This is a genomic window from Umezawaea sp., assembly GCF_036375055.1.
Classification (GTDB): domain Bacteria; phylum Actinomycetota; class Actinomycetes; order Mycobacteriales; family Pseudonocardiaceae; genus Umezawaea.
Genome location: NZ_DASUSQ010000015.1, coordinates 1 through 16,278 on the forward strand (window position 1 = coordinate 1; position 16,278 = coordinate 16,278).

The 16,278-nt window shown below is 71.2% G+C and carries 17 protein-coding genes; 5 read left to right on the forward strand and 12 right to left on the reverse strand.

Annotated features, from left to right (window positions below; translation table 11 throughout):
- Positions 1-163: 163 nt before the first annotated feature.
- From purD to VFZ92_RS05190, 3 genes are read right to left on the reverse strand one after another with little or no spacing between them, the layout of a single operon-like run.
- Complete coding sequence (gene purD, locus VFZ92_RS05180; RefSeq protein WP_330874570.1) at positions 164-1,420, reverse strand: phosphoribosylamine--glycine ligase; 1,257 nt, start codon at positions 1,418-1,420, stop codon at positions 164-166.
- 28 nt (positions 1,421-1,448) lie between these two features.
- A complete protein-coding gene (locus VFZ92_RS05185) occupies positions 1,449-2,435 on the reverse strand; it encodes a TAXI family TRAP transporter solute-binding subunit (protein ID WP_330874572.1) in 987 nt (328 codons plus the stop codon).
- On the reverse strand, positions 2,428-4,437 hold the full coding sequence (locus VFZ92_RS05190) for a TRAP transporter fused permease subunit (protein ID WP_330874574.1): 2,010 nt from the start codon (positions 4,435-4,437) through the stop codon (positions 2,428-2,430). The genes VFZ92_RS05185 and VFZ92_RS05190 overlap by 8 nt, the downstream gene beginning before the upstream one ends.
- A 236-nt stretch (positions 4,438-4,673) precedes the next feature.
- Here VFZ92_RS05190 and VFZ92_RS05195 point away from each other — a divergent pair, with 236 nt between their 5' ends.
- On the forward strand, positions 4,674-5,801 hold the full coding sequence (locus VFZ92_RS05195; RefSeq protein WP_330874576.1) for a glycerophosphodiester phosphodiesterase: 1,128 nt from the start codon (positions 4,674-4,676) through the stop codon (positions 5,799-5,801).
- Between the two features lie 50 nt (positions 5,802-5,851).
- Here the strand turns inward: VFZ92_RS05195 and VFZ92_RS05200 are convergent, their stop codons facing one another.
- From VFZ92_RS05200 to VFZ92_RS05220, 6 genes are all read right to left on the reverse strand, one after another.
- Positions 5,852-6,982, reverse strand: a complete 1,131-nt coding sequence (locus VFZ92_RS05200; protein ID WP_330874578.1) for an LLM class flavin-dependent oxidoreductase — start codon at positions 6,980-6,982, stop codon at positions 5,852-5,854.
- On the reverse strand, positions 6,979-7,995 hold the full coding sequence (locus tag VFZ92_RS05205) for an ABC transporter substrate-binding protein (protein WP_330874579.1): 1,017 nt from the start codon (positions 7,993-7,995) through the stop codon (positions 6,979-6,981). Before VFZ92_RS05205 ends, VFZ92_RS05200 begins: the two co-directional genes overlap by 4 nt.
- Complete coding sequence (locus tag VFZ92_RS05210) at positions 7,979-8,680, reverse strand: ABC transporter ATP-binding protein (protein ID WP_330874580.1); 702 nt, start codon at positions 8,678-8,680, stop codon at positions 7,979-7,981. The genes VFZ92_RS05205 and VFZ92_RS05210 overlap by 17 nt, the downstream gene beginning before the upstream one ends.
- On the reverse strand, positions 8,665-9,495 hold the full coding sequence (locus VFZ92_RS05215) for an ABC transporter permease (RefSeq protein WP_414719816.1): 831 nt from the start codon (positions 9,493-9,495) through the stop codon (positions 8,665-8,667). Before VFZ92_RS05215 ends, VFZ92_RS05210 begins: the two co-directional genes overlap by 16 nt.
- 71 nt (positions 9,496-9,566) lie before the next feature.
- Entirely contained in the window at positions 9,567-9,638 is a 72-nt protein-coding gene (locus VFZ92_RS42400; RefSeq protein ID WP_414719818.1) for a putative leader peptide, read from the reverse strand.
- Positions 9,639-10,111: 473 nt separating this feature from the next.
- Positions 10,112-11,401 carry an adenylosuccinate synthase gene (locus VFZ92_RS05220; protein WP_330874581.1) on the reverse strand — a complete coding sequence of 430 codons (1,290 nt, stop codon included), beginning with the start codon at positions 11,399-11,401 and terminating at the stop codon, positions 10,112-10,114.
- 64 nt (positions 11,402-11,465) lie between these two features.
- Between VFZ92_RS05220 and VFZ92_RS05225 the strand changes: the two genes are divergently transcribed.
- From VFZ92_RS05225 to VFZ92_RS05235, 3 genes are all read left to right on the forward strand, one after another.
- A complete protein-coding gene (locus VFZ92_RS05225; protein ID WP_330874660.1) occupies positions 11,466-12,149 on the forward strand; it encodes a hypothetical protein in 684 nt (227 codons plus the stop codon).
- A 98-nt stretch (positions 12,150-12,247) separates the two neighbouring features.
- Positions 12,248-12,889 (forward strand): HNH endonuclease family protein, encoded by a 642-nt coding sequence (locus VFZ92_RS05230; protein ID WP_330874582.1) that lies wholly within the window; start codon positions 12,248-12,250, stop codon positions 12,887-12,889.
- Entirely contained in the window at positions 12,889-13,143 is a 255-nt protein-coding gene (locus tag VFZ92_RS05235; protein WP_330874583.1) for a hypothetical protein, read from the forward strand. Before VFZ92_RS05230 ends, VFZ92_RS05235 begins: the two co-directional genes overlap by 1 nt.
- 18 nt (positions 13,144-13,161) lie before the next feature.
- Here VFZ92_RS05235 and VFZ92_RS05240 read toward each other — a convergent pair whose 3' ends face one another.
- From VFZ92_RS05240 to VFZ92_RS05250, 3 genes are read right to left on the reverse strand one after another with little or no spacing between them, the layout of a single operon-like run.
- A complete protein-coding gene (locus VFZ92_RS05240) occupies positions 13,162-14,247 on the reverse strand; it encodes an FUSC family protein (protein ID WP_330874584.1) in 1,086 nt (361 codons plus the stop codon).
- Positions 14,248-14,250: 3 nt separating this feature from the next.
- Positions 14,251-14,658, reverse strand: a complete 408-nt coding sequence (locus VFZ92_RS05245) for a DUF3151 domain-containing protein (RefSeq protein ID WP_330874585.1) — start codon at positions 14,656-14,658, stop codon at positions 14,251-14,253.
- A gap of 26 nt (positions 14,659-14,684) precedes the next feature.
- Positions 14,685-14,831: a hypothetical protein gene (locus tag VFZ92_RS05250; RefSeq protein ID WP_330874586.1), complete on the reverse strand. Its 147-nt coding sequence runs from the start codon at positions 14,829-14,831 to the stop codon at positions 14,685-14,687.
- A gap of 136 nt (positions 14,832-14,967) precedes the next feature.
- On the opposite strand from VFZ92_RS05250, the gene VFZ92_RS05255 reads away from it, so the two are divergent.
- Positions 14,968-16,074, forward strand: a complete 1,107-nt coding sequence (locus VFZ92_RS05255) for a hypothetical protein (RefSeq protein ID WP_330874588.1) — start codon at positions 14,968-14,970, stop codon at positions 16,072-16,074.
- The last annotated feature ends 204 nt before the right edge of the window (positions 16,075-16,278 follow it).

The window sequence follows — 16,278 nt, forward strand, 5'->3', positions numbered from 1 at the left end:
GTTCTCCTGTGCCACGTCGTCCTACCCCCGTACGGTCGGTGACGGTCCGGTCTCGTTTCGCAGGCTACCAACGCCGGCGTGAGACGCACCTGTGGTTGGACGAACCCCGGCCACGGGCGGTTCCACGGAACCCCGTGTCGTCCGCCACCCACCGGCGACGGGGTCAGGGGGTTTCGATCTCGCCGTTCGCGGCCTTCAGGGCGATGTCGGTGCGGTGGTGGGAGCCGGTCAGGTGCACGCCAGCCACGCGGGTGTACGCGTCGGTGCGGGCGTCGGCCAGCGAGGCGCCGGTGCCGACCACGGAGAGGACCCGGCCGCCCGTGGAGACGACCGCGCCGTCCTCGCGGCGGCGGGTGCCCGCGTGCAGGACGCCCTCGGCCTCGGCGCCGCCGATGACGTCGCCGGTGCGGGGCCTGCCGGGGTAGCCCTCGGCCGCGATGACGACCGTGACGGCGTAGCCGTCGGCCCACTCCAGGGCCGGGTGGGCGGCCAGCTCGCCCTTCGCGGCGGCCAGGAAGAGGCCTGCGAGGGGGGTGCGGAGCAGTGAGACGACCGACTGGGTCTCGGGGTCGCCGAAGCGGCAGTTGAACTCGATGACCTGGGGGCCGGTGGAGGTCATGGCGAGGCCCGCGTAGAGGAGGCCGGTGAAGGGGTTGCCCCTGGCGCGGAGTTCGTCGACGACGGGCTGGACGCAGGTGGACACGATGGTGTCGACGAGGTCGGGGCCCGCCCACGGGAGGGGCGCGTAGGCGCCCATGCCGCCGGTGTTGGGGCCCGCGTCGCCGTCGCCCACGCGCTTGAAGTCCTGCGCGGGCAGCAGGGGGACGACGGTGGTGCCGTCGGTGAGGCAGAAGAGGGAGACCTCGGGACCGTCCAGGAAGGATTCCAGGAGGACGGGGTGGCCGCCTTCGAGCAGGGTCATGGCGTGGGCGCGGGCCACGGCGCGGTCGCTGGTGACGACGACGCCCTTGCCCGCGGCCAGGCCGTCGTCCTTCACGACCCAGCGCGGGCCGAACCGGTTCAGCGCCGAGTCGAGGCGGGCGGAGGTGTCGACGACCTCGCTCGTGGCCGTGGGAACGCCCGCGGCGTTCATCACGTCCTTCGCGAACGCCTTGGAGCCCTCGATGCGGGCCGCGTCCTTCGACGGGCCGAAGCACGGTACGCCCGCCGCGCGCACGGCATCGGCCGCGCCCGCCACGAGGGGCTGTTCGGGGCCGACCACGACGAGGTCGGCGTTCCACTCCTTGGCCAGGGCGGCTACGGCCCCGGCGTCGCCGACGTCGACCCCGTAGACCTCGGCCAGCCCCGCTATCCCGGCATTCGCCGGTGCGCAGGCAAGCGCGATCACCTCGGGGTCCTTCGCCAGAGCGAGGACAAGGGCATGTTCACGGGCGCCAGACCCGATGACCAGGACACGCACGATGGAGCAGCGTAGTTGACTAACCGGGCTACCCCTCCAGTGCCTGCTTCGAGCCGGGGTGCAGGGGCACCGGCGAGGTCTCGGCGGCCCTGTCCTTCGCGATGTCCTTGGCGGCCGGGTGGACCTTCTCCAGGTCGGCCTTCTTGTCGTAGAGCAGTGTCGTGAGGGCGCACGCGTTGGCTGCCGGGAAGTCCTCGCGGACGAGCAGCACGTTGGGCACGACGATGGTCTTCACGTCGGCCGCCATGCCGTAGGTGGCGGCGGGGATCGGGGCGACGTCGTAGACCGGGTTGATCTTCTTCAGCGCGTCGAGCTGGCCGCTGATGTCGATCAGCTTCACCTTGTCCTTCAACGACGTCGTGATGTCCGTCATCTGGGCGGTGGGCAGCCCGCCGGACCAGACGAGGCCGTCGACGCTGCCGTCCTTCATGCCGTCGGCGGTCTTGGTGAGGTCGAGCCGCTGCGCCTGCACGTCGACCGCCGGGTCGAGGCCCGCCGCGGTCAGCAGCCGGTTGGCGATCACCTCGGTGCCGGACTTGGGCGAGCCGGTGGAGATCCGCTTGCCGCGCATGTCGGCGATGCTGTTGATGCCGCTGTCGGTGCGCACGAGCACCTGCGTGTAGTTCGGGTAGAGCCGGGTCAGCGCCTGGATCTTCTGCGGCTTCCCGTCGAACGCGTCCTTGCCGTTCACGGCGTCCGCCGCGGTGTCGGCCAACGAGAACGCCACGTCGTAGTCGCCCGCGACGAGCTGCTGGATGTTCTGCACGGACGCGCCGGTCTCGGCGGCGGTGGCCTTGAGCTTCGTGTTGGCGCTGATCACCTGCGCCAGCCCGCCGCCGACGACGAAGTACACGCCGCCCGCGTTGCCGGTCGCGATGGTGATGCGACCCTCGGCCGCCTCGCACGACCCCCCGGAGGCGGCGGAGGGAATGGCGTCCCGCTTGCCGCCGCAGCCCGCGGCGACCAGTCCGACCGCGATCGTCCCGACGGCGACCTTGAGCATCCAGCTACGCATCCTGGGTCCTCCCCTTCCGCAACACGAGGTGCACGACCACCGCGACAGCCAGGAAACCGGTCCCGACGGCGACGGTGATCGGCTGAAGGTAGAGCAAGAGCAGCGCCGCGGGCACGCAGAGCAGCCGCTCCGGCAGGCCCGCGCGGCTGATGAGCCAGCCGCCGGTGACGACCGCGAGCGCGGCGACGCCGAGCGCCGACACGGCGGTCACCCACAGCCCGTCCAGCCAGGAGCGCTGGAGCAGCAGGGCGGAGCCGTTGTCGGTCAGCACGAACGCGAGGGGCACGAGGAACGCGGGCAGCGTGTACTTCCACGTCTGCCACATGGTCTTCACCACCGCGCCGCCGGTGATCGCGGCGGCGGCCACCGCGGCGAGCGCCGTCGGCGGTGTCACCTCGGACAGCACGGCGTAGTAGAAGATGAACATCGCGCGTTCCGGCGCGGCGACGCCGAGGTCGGCGAGCGCGGGCCCGATCACGACCCACGAGATGATGAACGACGCCGTCACGGGCACCGCGAGGCCGAGCACGCCGACGGCGACGGCCGCGAACACGACGGTCAGCGCCAGCACGACGGTGGGGTTCGACGACACCGAGCGGGCCGCGTCGACCAGTGCCGAGGCGAGCACCTGGCCGAGGCCGGTCTTGGTGATGGTGGACGTGATGATCCCGGCCGCCGCGCAGACCGCGATCACCGGCAGCGCGCCGCGCACGCCGGTCGCCAGCGAGTCGGCGACGGAGCGCACCCACGCCAGGAGCCACCCGTCCTCGCGCGACCGCCAGCGGCTGATCAGCGCGAACAGCGCGGCGACGCCGCTGGCGTAGACGACGGCGGCGAACGGCGGGATGTCCAGCGCCAGGAACAGCACGATGACGCCGAGCGACAGGAAGTGGTAGCCGCCGCGCAGCAGCAGCCTCCACGCGCTCGGCGAGTCGACGGCGACCGGTTTCGCGCCGAACCGGCGGGCGTCGGCCTCCACGGCGAGCACGATGCCCAGGTAGTACAGCAGCGTCGGCACCATCGCCCACAGCAGGACGTCCAGGTACGACGTCTGGAGGTACTCGGCGATGATGAACGCCGCCGCGCCGAGGGTCGGCGGCGACAGGATCGCGCCGATGCCGGAGGCGGCCAGCAGCCCGCCCGCGTTCTCGCGGGGGTACCCGGCCTTGCGCAGCATCGGCCACGTCACCGCGCCGAGGCTGACGGTGGTGGCCGTGCCCGAGCCGGAGACCGTGCCGAGCAGGAACCCGGACAGCGCGGCGGTGCGGCCGGGCGCGGTGCGCGACCTGCGGAACGCGGCGAAGCTGATGTCGACGAAGAACTTGCCCGCTCCGGAGGACTCCAGGACGGCGCCGTAGATCGTGAACAGCACGATGTAGGTCGCGGCGACGTCCAGCGGGGTGCCGAAGAAGCCGCTGGCGTCGTTGTAGAGCGCGTTGACGATCTGGCTGAAGTCGATGCCCGCGTGGGCGACCGACCAGCCCTGCGGCAGGAAGCCGCCGTAGTAGGCGTAGGCGAGGAACACCAGGCAGACGGCGGGCAGCACCAGGCCGGTGGTGCGCCTGCACGCCTCCAGCACGAGCAGCAGCAGCAGCGCGCCCGCGACGACGTCCAGCGTCGAGAGCTGGCCCTGGCGGTCCAGGAACGCGTCGTAGCCGCCGAGCACCGGGTAGAGGCCGACCACGAGCGCGACCAGCGCGAGCACCCAGTCCAGCGGGCCGGGGTCGTCGGGGGCCGAGCGCCACGGCCGGTAGCTCAGGAACACCAGCGGCAGCGTCAGGCCGAGGAACACCACCAGGTAGTACTGGTTGCCCTTGCTGAACGGGTCGAACACCTGCTTGAGCACCAGCAGCGCCACGACCAGGGCGGCGATCCACACGCCCAGCTCCCAGCGCGTGCCCAGCCTGCGCGACGGCCGCTCCTCGTCGTGCTCGGCGACCAGTTCGGCGACGTCGGGGCGCTCGTCCGGTGACGAGCTGACGCGCTCGACGGGACCGGCCATGGACACCCCCGATGTCGATCAGCAGGGCATGACCGTACCCGTGACCGCGCTCACAGCAACAGCCTGACCCGCTCCGGGTGCCGCGCGAGCCGCGTCCGGGGGGAGCCGCACCGCCGCGGGACCGGTTCCCGCTGTTCACCACGACGTGGCCACCGGTTCCTCCTACGGTGGTCGGGACGACGCCGCGGGCAACGAGGCTCCGGCCGTCCCGTTCCGGCACCAGGAGGTCCACGACCATGGCGCGTTCCGTTTTGGCCGGGGCGGTGCTCACCGCCCTCGCACTCGTCGGGATCGCGGTGCTGCCCACCGCGTCCGCCGCCCCGCAGGAAGCCGACCAGCGCGCCGAGCAGTGGTCGCGGCCGAGCGGCCCGCTGGTGATCGGGCACCGCGGCGCGTCGGGCTACCGGCCCGAGCACACGCTGGCGTCCTACGAGCTGGCCGTGCGGATGGGCGCGGACTACTTCGAGCCGGACCTGGTCTCCACCAAGGACGGCAAGCTCGTGACCAGGCACGAGAACGAGATCGGCGGGACGACGGACGTCGCCGACCGCCCGGAGTTCGCCGCGCGCAAGACGACGAAGACCATCGACGGCGTGGCGCTGACCGGCTGGTTCACCGAGGACTTCACCCTCGCCGAGCTGAAGACGCTGCGCGCGGAGGAGCGCATCCCGCAGACCAGGCCGCGCAACACCCTCTACGACGGCCGGTACGAGATCGCCACCTTCCAGGAGGTGGTCGACCTCCAGCGGCGGCTGTCCAAGGAGCTGCGGCGGGACGTCGGCATCTACCCGGAGACCAAGCACCCCACCTACTTCCAGGACATCGGGCTCGCGCTGGAGCCGAAGCTGGTGGAGGCGCTCAACCGCAACGGCCTGAACCGGCGGGACGCCAAGGTGTTCGTGCAGTCGTTCGAGGTGGCGAACCTCAAGACGCTGAACAGGTCGCTGCGCGTGCCGATCGTGCAGCTGGTCAACGCGACCGGCGCCCCCTACGACTTCACCAGGGCGGGCGACCGGCGCACCTACGACGACCTGGTGAAGCCTGCGGGGCTGGAGGAGGTCGCGTCCTACGCCGACGGCATCGGCCCCTCGAAGGACCGGATCATCCCGCGCGACGCGGCGGGCTTCCTGCTCGCGCCGACGAGCCTCGTCCGGGACGCGCACGCGGTGGACCTGCTCGTGCACCCGTTCACCTTCCGCAACGAGAACACGTTCCTGCCCGCCGACTTCCGCTCCTCGACCGACCCGGCGGCGTACGGCCGCGCGTTCGACGAGTACTCGGCGTTCTTCGCCACGGGCATCGACGGCCTCTTCAGCGACAACTCCGACACCGCCGTGGAGGCGCGCGCCGCCGTCCGCGGATGACCTGAAGGCCGGTGGCCTCCCCCGCGGCGGCGGGGGAGGCCACCTCTCCCTCATCCGGCGGTGACCAGCTCCTCCTGCCCTGCCAGGAGACCGCGGGCGGCCAACTCCGGCCGGACGCCTTCGCCGAACCAGTACGCCTCCTCCAGGTGCGGGTAGCCCGACAGCACGAACTCCTCGACCCCGATCGCGTGGTACTCCTCGATCAGGTCCGCGACCTCGCTGTGGCTGCCGACCAGCGCCGTGCCCGCACCTCCGCGCACGAGTCCGATGCCCGCCCACAGGCCGGGGTGGACCTCCAGTCCGCGCACGCCCGCGCTGAGGTCGCCGCCGTGCAGCGCGACCATCCGCTGCTGGCCGACGGACTGGCTCGCACCGAGCTGCGACTGGGCCTTCCGCACCTGCTCGGGGTCGAGCGCGTCCAGCAGCTTCGCCGCCTCCAGCCACGCCTCCGCGGACGTGTCGCGGCTGATCGTGTGCAACCGGACGCCGAACCGGACCGTCCGTCCCCGCGCCTGTGCCAGTGCCCGCACGCGGCCGATCTTCTCGGCCACCGCGGCGGGCGGCTCGCCCCACGTCAGGTACACGTCGGCGTGCCGGGCCGCGACCGGGAGGGCGGCCTCGGACGAGCCGCCGAAGTAGATCCGCGGCGTCGGGTTCGGCGGTGCCAGCACGGTCGCGCCCGCCACCCGGTAGTGCTCGCCGGAGAAGTCGAACGGCTGCCCGGTCCACGCGCCGCGCACGACGTGCAGGAACTCGTCGGTGCGCGCGTAGCGCTGGTCGTGGTCGTGCCAGTCGCCGAACCGCTGCTGCTCGACCGCGTCGCCGCCGGTCACGACGTTGAGCAGCAGCCGCCCCCCGGAGATCCGCTGGTAGGTCGACGCCATCTGCGCGGCCAGCGTCGGCGAGACGACGCCGGGCCGGAACGCCACCAGGAACTTCAGGGTCTTCGTCTCGGCGATGAGCGCGGCGGTCGTCAGCCACGCGTCCTCGCACCACGTGCCGGTCGGCGTGAGCACGCCGACGAAGCCGTTCGCCTCGGCGGCGCGGGCGACCTGCGCCAGGTAGTCGATGTCGGCCTCCCGCCGCGCGGGCGCGCCCTGGGTGCGGTTCGCGTGGAACCGCTCGACGATCGTCCGCCCGTCACCGGAGGTCGGCAGGAACCAGTGCAGTGTCACGCTCATGAGTTGCCTCCGCTGGCGGCTTTCAGGTCGGCTTCGAACCGGCGGTCGACGAACTTCGCGAAGTCCACCTTGCCGGGCAGTGTCCTGTCCTCGGTGAACGCGTCCGCCAGGTCCTGCTCGGACTTCACGACCGCGTCGTCCAGGGCGACGGGCAGGTCGCCCGCGCGGTCGACCGCGGCCCGCGCGACCTCGATCTTCAGCCCGGTCTCCGCGGCCCACGCCGTCGCCCACTCCTCGCGGTGCGAGTCGGCCCACAGCCTGGCCTTCGCGTAGCGGACCACGTAGTCCTTGATCGCCGCGTTCTTGCCCGCGTCGCCGAGCGCCGCGGTGCCCGCGACCTGGAACCCGTAGCCGTTGGCCGTTCCGGTGCCGTCGGCGATCACCCGAGCGCCCGCCTCCTGCTGCGCCTGCGCGGTGTAGGGGTCCCACACGGCCCACGCGTCGACCCGCTTCTGCGTGAACGCGGCGTAGGCGTCCGACGGCTGGAGGAAGTTCAGGTTGACGTCCTTCGTGGACAGACCTGCCCCGCGCAGCGTCAGCAGCACCTGCCCGTGCGCGGAACTGCCCTTGGCGACGGCGACGTTCTTGCCCTTGAGCTCGGCGACGTCTTTGATCGGCGAGTCGCCGGGCACGAGGAACGCGTCGCTGCTCACGTCGCCCTTGATCACCGACACCGCGGCGATCTTCGCGTTCGCGGCGGCGGCGAAGATCGGCGGCGTGTTGCCGACCGCGCCGATGTCGATCGCCCCGGCGGACGCGGCCTCCAGCAGCGGCGGCCCGGAGGTGAACGTCGCCCACTCGATCTCGTAGGGCGCGTCGGCGAGCAGGTTCGCGGCCGTGAGCAGCGACTTCGCCCCGCCCTTCTGGTCGCCGACCTTCAGCACCACCTTCGCCAGCTCCTCGGGGCCGACCGGGGCGGGCACGGTGCTCGACGTGGTGGCCTGCGTCCCGCACGCCGCCAGCAGCACCGCCGTGAGCGCACCGACCAGCAGGTTCCTACGCGGCTTCGACATCATCGACTCCCAAATCGGCCAGCACCCTGGTTCGAAGGTCTACGAAGGACGCACGACGGCGCGGCCTGGTGAGGCGGACGTGGTGCTCGGCCACGATCCGGCCCTCGTCGAGCACGAGGATCCGGTCGGCCAGCAGCAGCGCCTCGTCCACGTCGTGGGTCACGAGCAGCACCGCGGGCCGGTGCTCGCGCCACAACTGGTCCACGAGGTGGTGCATCGCGAGCCTGGTCAACGCGTCCAGCGCCCCGAACGGCTCGTCCAGCAGCAGCACGTCCGGCTCGCGGACCAGCGCGCGGGCCAGCGACACCCGCTGGGCCTCACCGCCCGACAGCGTCAGCGGCCACGCGTCGGCGTGGTCGGCCAACCGGACCTCGCCCAACGCCTTCTCGGCCACGGCCCGACCGTCCACCCCTCGCAGGCCGAGGGACACGTTGCGCCACACCCGCCGCCACGGCAGCAGCCGGGGCTGCTGGAACGCCACGGACACCGTGCCGGGCACCTCGAACGCGCCGTCGACGTCGGTGTCCAGGCCCGCCAGGATGCGCAGCAGCGTCGACTTCCCCGACCCGCTGCGCCCCAGCAGCGCCACGAACTCGCCGGGCGCGATGTCCAGGTCGACCCGGTCCAGCACCCGGCGTTCACCGAACGCCTTGACCAGGCCCCGAACGCTCACCGCGCTTGCCACCGGAGCACCCTCCTCTCCAGTGCGCGCACCAGCGCGTCGGTCGCCAGTCCGAGCAGGGCGTAGACGAGCAGGCCGACCACGACCACGTCGGTGCGCAGGAACTCCCGCGCGTTGTTGATCAGGTAACCGATGCCCGCGTCGGCGTTGACCTGCTCGGCCACGATCAACGACAACCAGGCCGCCCCGAGCGAGATCCGCAGTCCCACCAGCGTTTGCGGCAACGCCGACGGGAGCACCACGTGCAGCACCCGTTCGAGACCGGTGTAGCCGAGGACACGGCTGGCCTCCAGCAGTCCGGGGTCGGTCTGCCGGATGCCCGCGTGCAGGTTGAGGTAGAGCGGGAACGCGACACCCGCCGCGACCAGCGCCAGCTTCGGCTGCTCACCGATGCCGAACCACAGGATGAACAACGGGATCAGCCCCAGGTGGGGCAACGTGCGCAACATCTGCACCGGCGGGTCGAAGATCCGCTCACCCCACCGGGACAGCCCGGACAGCAGGCCGAGCACGACACCGACGGCCGCGCCGATCGCGAACCCACCCAGCACCCGGCTCATGGACACGAGGAAGGCACTGCCGAGCTGGCCGTCGGCGACCAGCCCGACAGCGGAGTCGAACACGGTCAACGGCGAAGCGAGCTTGTCGGGCGGCAGCACACCGCCCGCGCTGGCGACCTGCCAGACCACGACGAGCGCTATCGGACTGATCCATCGGCGAAGATCGGGCAGGCGACGCTTTCGCGTTCTCGGGGTGGAGCGCACCAGGCCTTTGTCGTCATCAGGGCGCGCGAGTACACCCGCGGCGGAAATCGACACGATTTCTCCCAGCGGTGACCAAAAGGGGGACGGGCCTCAACGCCCGAAGGACAACGCGGTGATCAGCACGCTCAACAGATAGCGCTGGCCTGCCGCCGAAGATCGACGTGCAGGCGAGCAACCAGAACCTCGCGCCCACTCATGACCCCGAGTTTTGGTGCAGGGCAACACAATGTCAACGCATGAACACACCCGTCCCGAAGAGTGATATAGCTCGGACTACGAGCATTCCGGGGGCGGGAGGGGGGAGGAGGCAGGCGTCGGCAAGGGGAAGCGGAAAACGGGAGGAGCCGGGAATCCGAAAGCCGGAAGCCGAGAACCGGGGGCCGGGGCCGGGGGCCGGAGAAGCCGCGAACCGGGGCCGACGAAACCGGAAGCCGAGAACCGGGGGCCGACGAAACGGGAAACGGGAAACGGGAAGCGGTGGCAGCACGCTGCCCATCCCACCCAAGCCGCTGAGAGCCCACGCCCAACAGCGAGACAGGGCCGATCAAAGGGGCAAATCCAGGAGGCCCGAGTCACATCGGCCACACCACGCCGGGACCGGCACGCGATCCCCACGATTCCCCGGAAAAGCCAAACCGGCCCTGGGGAACCCCCCAGGGCCGGCCGGCAACTACCCGAGCATGTCGTGCCGAACAATCGTCTGATCCCGCCCGGGGCCAACACCGATCGCCGACATCCGAGCCCCGGAGATCTGCTCCAGGTACTCCACGTACGCCCGCGCGTTCGCGGGAAGCTCCTCGAAGCTCCGACACCCGCTGATGTCCTCGAACCACCCCGGCAGCTCCTCGTACACGGGAACGGCGTGGTGCACGTCCGTCTGCGACATCGGCATCTCGTCCACCCGCGTGCCGTCGATCTCGTAGGCCACGCACACCGGCACCTTCTCCAGGCTGGACAGCACGTCCAGCTTCGTGAGGAAGTAGTCGGTGATCCCGTTGACCCGAGCCGCGTACCGCGCGATGACCGCGTCGAACCACCCGGTGCGGCGGTTCCGCCCGGTGGTCACACCGACCTCGCCGCCGGTCTTCCGCAGGTACTCGCCCATGTCGTCGTTCAGCTCGGTCGGGAACGGCCCGGACCCGACGCGGGTCGTGTAGGCCTTGAGGATCCCGATGACCGTGGTGATGCGGGTGGGCCCGATGCCGGACCCGGCGCAGGCCCCGCCGGAGGTCGGGTTGCTCGACGTGACGAACGGGTAGGTGCCGTGGTCGACGTCCAGCAGCGTCCCCTGCGACCCTTCGAGGAGGACCGTCTCGCCGCGCTCCAGGGCCTGGTTCAGCAGCAGCCGCGTGTCGGCGATCCGACCGGCGAACTTGGAGCCGTGCTCCAGGACGGTGTCGACGACCTGGTCGACCTCCAGCCCCTTGCGGTTGTAGACCTTGACCAGCATCTGGTTCTTGATGTCCAGGGCGGCTTCGACCTTCTGGCGCAGGATCTTCTCGTCCAGCAGGTCCTGCACGCGCACGCCGACCCGCGCGAGCTTGTCCTGGTAGCAGGGGCCGATGCCCCGGCCGGTCGTCCCGATCTTGGCCTTGCCGAGGTACCGCTCGGTGACCTTATCGATGGCCACGTGGTACGGCATGATCAGGTGCGCGTCGGCGGAGAGCAGCAGGCGGTCGGTGTCGACGCCCTTCGCCTCCAGTCCGCCGAGCTCCGCGAGCAGGACGCCGGGGTCGACGACGACACCGTTGCCGATGACGTTCATCACTCCGGGGGTCAAGATGCCCGAGGGGATGAGGTGCAGGGCGAAGTTCTGGCCGTTCGGGAGCACCACGGTGTGACCCGCGTTGTTGCCGCCCTGGTAGCGGACGACCCACTGGACGCGCTCTCCGAGCAGGTCCGTTGCCTTGCCCTTGCCCTCATCGCCCCACTGGGCACCGATCAGCACGACGGCCGGCATGTGAAACTCCAAGGGTTAGGACTGGGAAGGGCAATGCCGGTGCATGAGGGTAGACCAGGAGCTGATGGTGCGCGGAATCGTGCTGGCCTGCGGAAACGACAGCCTCGACAAAGAGTCGCCATTGATCACCGAGCGTGACGACGTCGAGGTGCTCGCCGTGCCCCCGCGACCGGGAAAAGCGCATGTCGACGCCGTCGTGTCCGATTTGGGTGATCAGCGTCTCGTCGTCGCCGGGACCGACGCGGACCTCAACGCGGTCGTCCTGCGGCTGTTGCGGTCCGAGCGTGTCGCGGACGTCGAACTGGCCTACGTGCCGTCGTCGCCCGACTCCGCGGTGGCCGAGCTGTGGGGCCTGCCGACCGACACCGCGCGCGCTCTCGACCTCGCGCTGCGCGGCGACCCGGACAAGGTGCCGTTCCTGCGCGACGACGCGGGCGGCGTGCTCGTCGGGCTCGGCGTGATCAGCCCGGTGCGCGGCGTCGGCTACTGCGACGACGACAACGTGCTGCGCGGCCAGGCGACGCGGCTGGAGGTCACGCCCGACCCGGACGGCGGCGCGGGGCTCGTGGTGCGGGTGGTCCACAAGCGGCTGCTGGGCAAGAAGGTGAAGGAGACCGCCGGGCGGGCGTTCCAACTCGGGTGCCTGCCGACCTCGGTGACGTCCGACGGGTTCGCGCACCCCCGCCAGATGAACAAGTGGACCTGGTACCGCCACACGGAGGACCTGCGGCTGGTGCGCGGGTTGTAAGTACCGAAGTAATTCGTTCGAGTGTCACTCGAAAGCATTGTTATGGCCGTCTGATTATCCGACAGTAATTCCGATTTCCCCAGCGGAAGGTCGGAATCATGTCAACGGTCAACAATGCCGTCCGAGTGGCGGCCCTGTCATTGCTGACTACCGCCGCGCTCACCCTGGGACTCGTTCCCGCGGCGAGCGCGACACCACCGAGCATTCCCAGCACCGCCACCGCGAAAGCGGAACTGGCGGCGCTGTCCGTCGCGGCCGACGGGCCGATGACGGGCTATTCGCGGGACCTCTTCCCGCACTGGAGCACGGTTTCCGGTTCCTGCAACACCCGCGAGACCGTGCTCAAGCGCGACGGCACGAACGTCGTGGTCGACTCCAGCTGCGCCGCCACGTCGGGCCGCTGGTACTCCCCCTACGACGGCGCCACCTGGACCGCGGCGTCCGACGTGGACATCGACCACGTGGTGCCCCTGGCCGCCGCGTGGCGGTCCGGTGCGCGGAACTGGACCACGGCCAAGCGGCAGCAGTTCGCGAACGACCTCAGCGGGCCGCAGCTGATCGCGGTGACGGACAACGTGAACCAGGCGAAGGGCGACCAGACGCCCGCCACCTGGAAGCCGCCGCTGACGTCGTACTGGTGCACCTACGCCAAGATGTGGACGCGCACGAAGCACAAGTGGGCCCTTACCGTGAACACCTCGGAGAAGACCGCGTTGCAGGACATGCTCGGAAGGTGCTGATGGCCGAATACTCGTCACCGTTCGTCGCGGGCCCCGGCGGGATCATGACCGACGACGTCGGCGTGATCACCGGAGAGCTCGAACTGCGGACCGTGCTGGCCGAGGACGGGTCGACGGTGCGCACCGAGGTGCGCTACGAGGGCGCTGACGAGTGGTACGCCCTCACCGGCGGCCACTGCGCCCTCAAGGACCCGGAAGACCTCTCAGCCGTGCACGAGCTGCTGGTGGGCGTGCTGAACCGGCCGGAGGGCTGACGAGGGCGCTGCCGCCGCTCACCGCTTGCGGGTGAGCGGCGGCAGGGCTTCGACCGCCTCCCCGCGCGCCAGGCCGGTGGCCTGGAGCAGGTCGACGGCGACCGAGCGGATCTGGGCCAGCACGACCCTGGTGGAGAACCCGTCGCCGCCCAGCTCGTTCGTGGTCGCGGTGCTCGCCGCGTCCCGCACGGCCGCGCGGGCCAGTTCCGGCCGTTCACCCCTGGCCAGTTCGGTCCTCAGGAGGTCCACGGCGTCCGCGTAGCGGCGCAGCACGTCGGGGAGGATGTCCGGGGTCCGCTCGCCGTCCCTCAGCGCCGCCAGGGCCCGGCGCGCCAGCACCCTGGTGTTGCGCAGCGCGAGGTCGATCGGCACGGCGGCGGCCCGGTAGTGCTCCAGCTCGTTGCGGCGGTGCCAGCGGATCGGCGCGATGGTCGCGATCTCCTTGCCCGCCGCGAGCGCGTCCTTGAAGTCCTCGATGGCCGACTGGCTGCCGCGCAGCTGCGCGAGCACGCCCGCGGCCTTCACGGAGTCGTGCTCGGCCACCGCGCTCGCGATGCCGCGCAGGGCCGTGGACAGCTCGCCCAGCACGACCTTGCCCTGCCGGTGGGCGATGGTGAGCGGGTTCGCGGGCAGCAGCGCCGTGACGGCCAGTCCGACGACGCCGCCGACCAGCGCGTCCACCATGCGGTCGAGCCCGCCGTTGGTGCTGGGCGGCAGCAGCGTCGCCACCAGCACAGCGGACGAGCCGGACTGGAGGGCGATCACCGCGCCGCCGTCGAGCAGCACGGCCGCCGACATCGCCAGCGCCACGACCAGCGCGATCTGCCACGGGCCCGAGCCGATCTGCGAGATCAGCACGTCCCCGACCCCGACGCCGACCGAGACGCCGACGACCAGTTCGGCCACCCGGCGGGGCCGCTGCCCCAGCGAGACGCCGAGGCAGACGACCGCCGCGATCGGTGCGAAGAACGGGTGCGGGTGGCCCACCAGCGTCGTCGCCACGAACCACGCCAGCCCGGCGGCCAGCGCCGCCTGGAGGATCGGCAGCGCGGTGCGCCGCCACCGCTGGAGCCTGCGCCCCAGCTCCGCCCGCACCGCGCCCATCGATCAGCTCAGGCCGAGTGCGGCGGGGGCCTGCGGGTCGCTGTCGGCGAGGAACTTCGAGCAGCGCTCGTACTCCTCGGTCTCGCCGATCTCGTCGGCGGCACGGGCCAGCGCGGCGAGCGCCCGGAGGAAGCCCTGGTTCGGGCGGTGCTTCCACGGCACCGGGCCGAAGCCCTTCCAGCCCGCGCGGCGCAGCTGGTCGAGCCCGCGGTGGTAGCCGGTGCGGGCGTAGGCGTAGGCGGCGACCGGGTCGCCGCCCTGGAGCGCGCGCTCCGCGAGCAGCGCCCACGCCTCGCTGAAGTCGGGGTAGGCACGGACGATCTTGCCCGGATCGGTGCCGCCGTCTGAGGCGGCCTGCGCCTCCGGGCGCTCCGGCAGCAGGGTCGGGTCCGGTCCGAGGAGGTTGGTCATGGGGTAATCGTGCCCCACCGGCCCGGTCAGGACAGGAAGACCCTCGCCACCACGGCCACGGCCGTCAGCAGCAGGGCCGAGACGAGGACGGCGGCGACGACCTTCACACCCATGTTGATCTCCTCGACTCTCAGCGCGTTCTCAGCGCCGCGGCTCGTCGGGTACGGCCGCACGGAGCAACGACCATAGTCCGTCCGGTCGCGTGAATCGGCATTCGCGCAGGCCAGGGCGTTCCCCTAGGGGACCGTGTGGGAAAGACCAGGGGAAACCGCGCTTCCACGCGGGACACCGGGGACGCATCATGTCGGGGTGAACACGGGGGTTAGGGGACGTGTCGCGGAGTTCCGCGACCAGTACTGGGAGCGCGGCGAACCCGGCCGCGAGACCCCGCAGGCGCTCGCCCAGCCGCTCTACCGGCTGTGGCTGGTCGGCCTGCTGCTGAAGCTGATCGGGTCGTCGTGGGACGTCGCCTGGCACTTCAAGTGGCTGCGCGACGAGCTCGCGCCACCACACATGATCAACACCGTCGGCACGGTGATCGTGGTCGGCCTGACGCTCTTCCACACGTTCACCGGGTACGGCGCGGACCGGATCGCGCTGCGCCTGATGCAGTGGGGCACCGGCGTCTTCCTGGTGGCGCTCCCGATCGACCTGATCAACCACCGGGTCAACGGCCTGGACATCACGTCGTGGAGCGGCTCGCACGCGCTGCTGTACCTCGGCACCGGCATCATGCTCGCGGGCGCGATCCGCGGCTGGCTCCGGTTCTACCCGCGGGGCCGAGCGGGCACGCTCGGGCTCGCGGCGCTGTGGATGTTCTTCCTGGAGAACACCTGGTTCCCCAACCAGCACCAGGAGTACGGCGTGATCGCGCTGGGCGCGTGGGACGCGGGGAAGCCGGAGGCCGAACCGATCCTGCTCCAGTTCGCCGCAGACCAGATCGGGCGGCCGGTGGACCGGACGGCGGTGCTGAACTTCGCGCTGCCGATCGCGGACTGGGTGTACCCGTTGTGGGGGCTGGTGTCCACCGGGGTGGTGCTGGTGCTGGCTCGCCGGACGATCGGCAGGCGGTGGGCGGCCACCGCCGTCGCCGGGGGCTACGTGGCGTACCGGTGCCTGATCTGGCCGGTGTTGATGGGGGTCGACTTCCCGACCTCGGCCGTTCCGCTGTTCCTGGTGCTGGTCGGGGTGTGCGTGGACCTCGCGCACACGGCCTCGCTGCCCGCGCTCTCGGCGGGGGTGCTGGGGGCGGCGGCCGTCACCGGGATCGGCTACGGGGGGATCTGGGTGCAGCAGCAGTGGGTCGAGGCGCCGCCGATCCTGTACCCGTCGGCCGCGGTGACGTTCGCGGTGTTGGCGGCGTGCTGGGTGGGGGTGGACCTCTGGACGCGGCGGAGGGTGGCCGCGGTTTCCTGACGCCTTCGCTGGGGCGTGGCGGGGGTCCCGGTGCGGTGGTGTGGTCGATTCGACTTGGGGCCCCTCGACCTGCCCCTTCGTCGGGCCGAGAAGGGCAGGTGGGGGACCTGGCCCTGTGGCTGGTTGACCGACTTGCCTTGAATTGATGATCGGGCAGGTTTTCGTGGCTGCCCTTTGTCCCGATCAAAGGCTCACCCGAGGGGT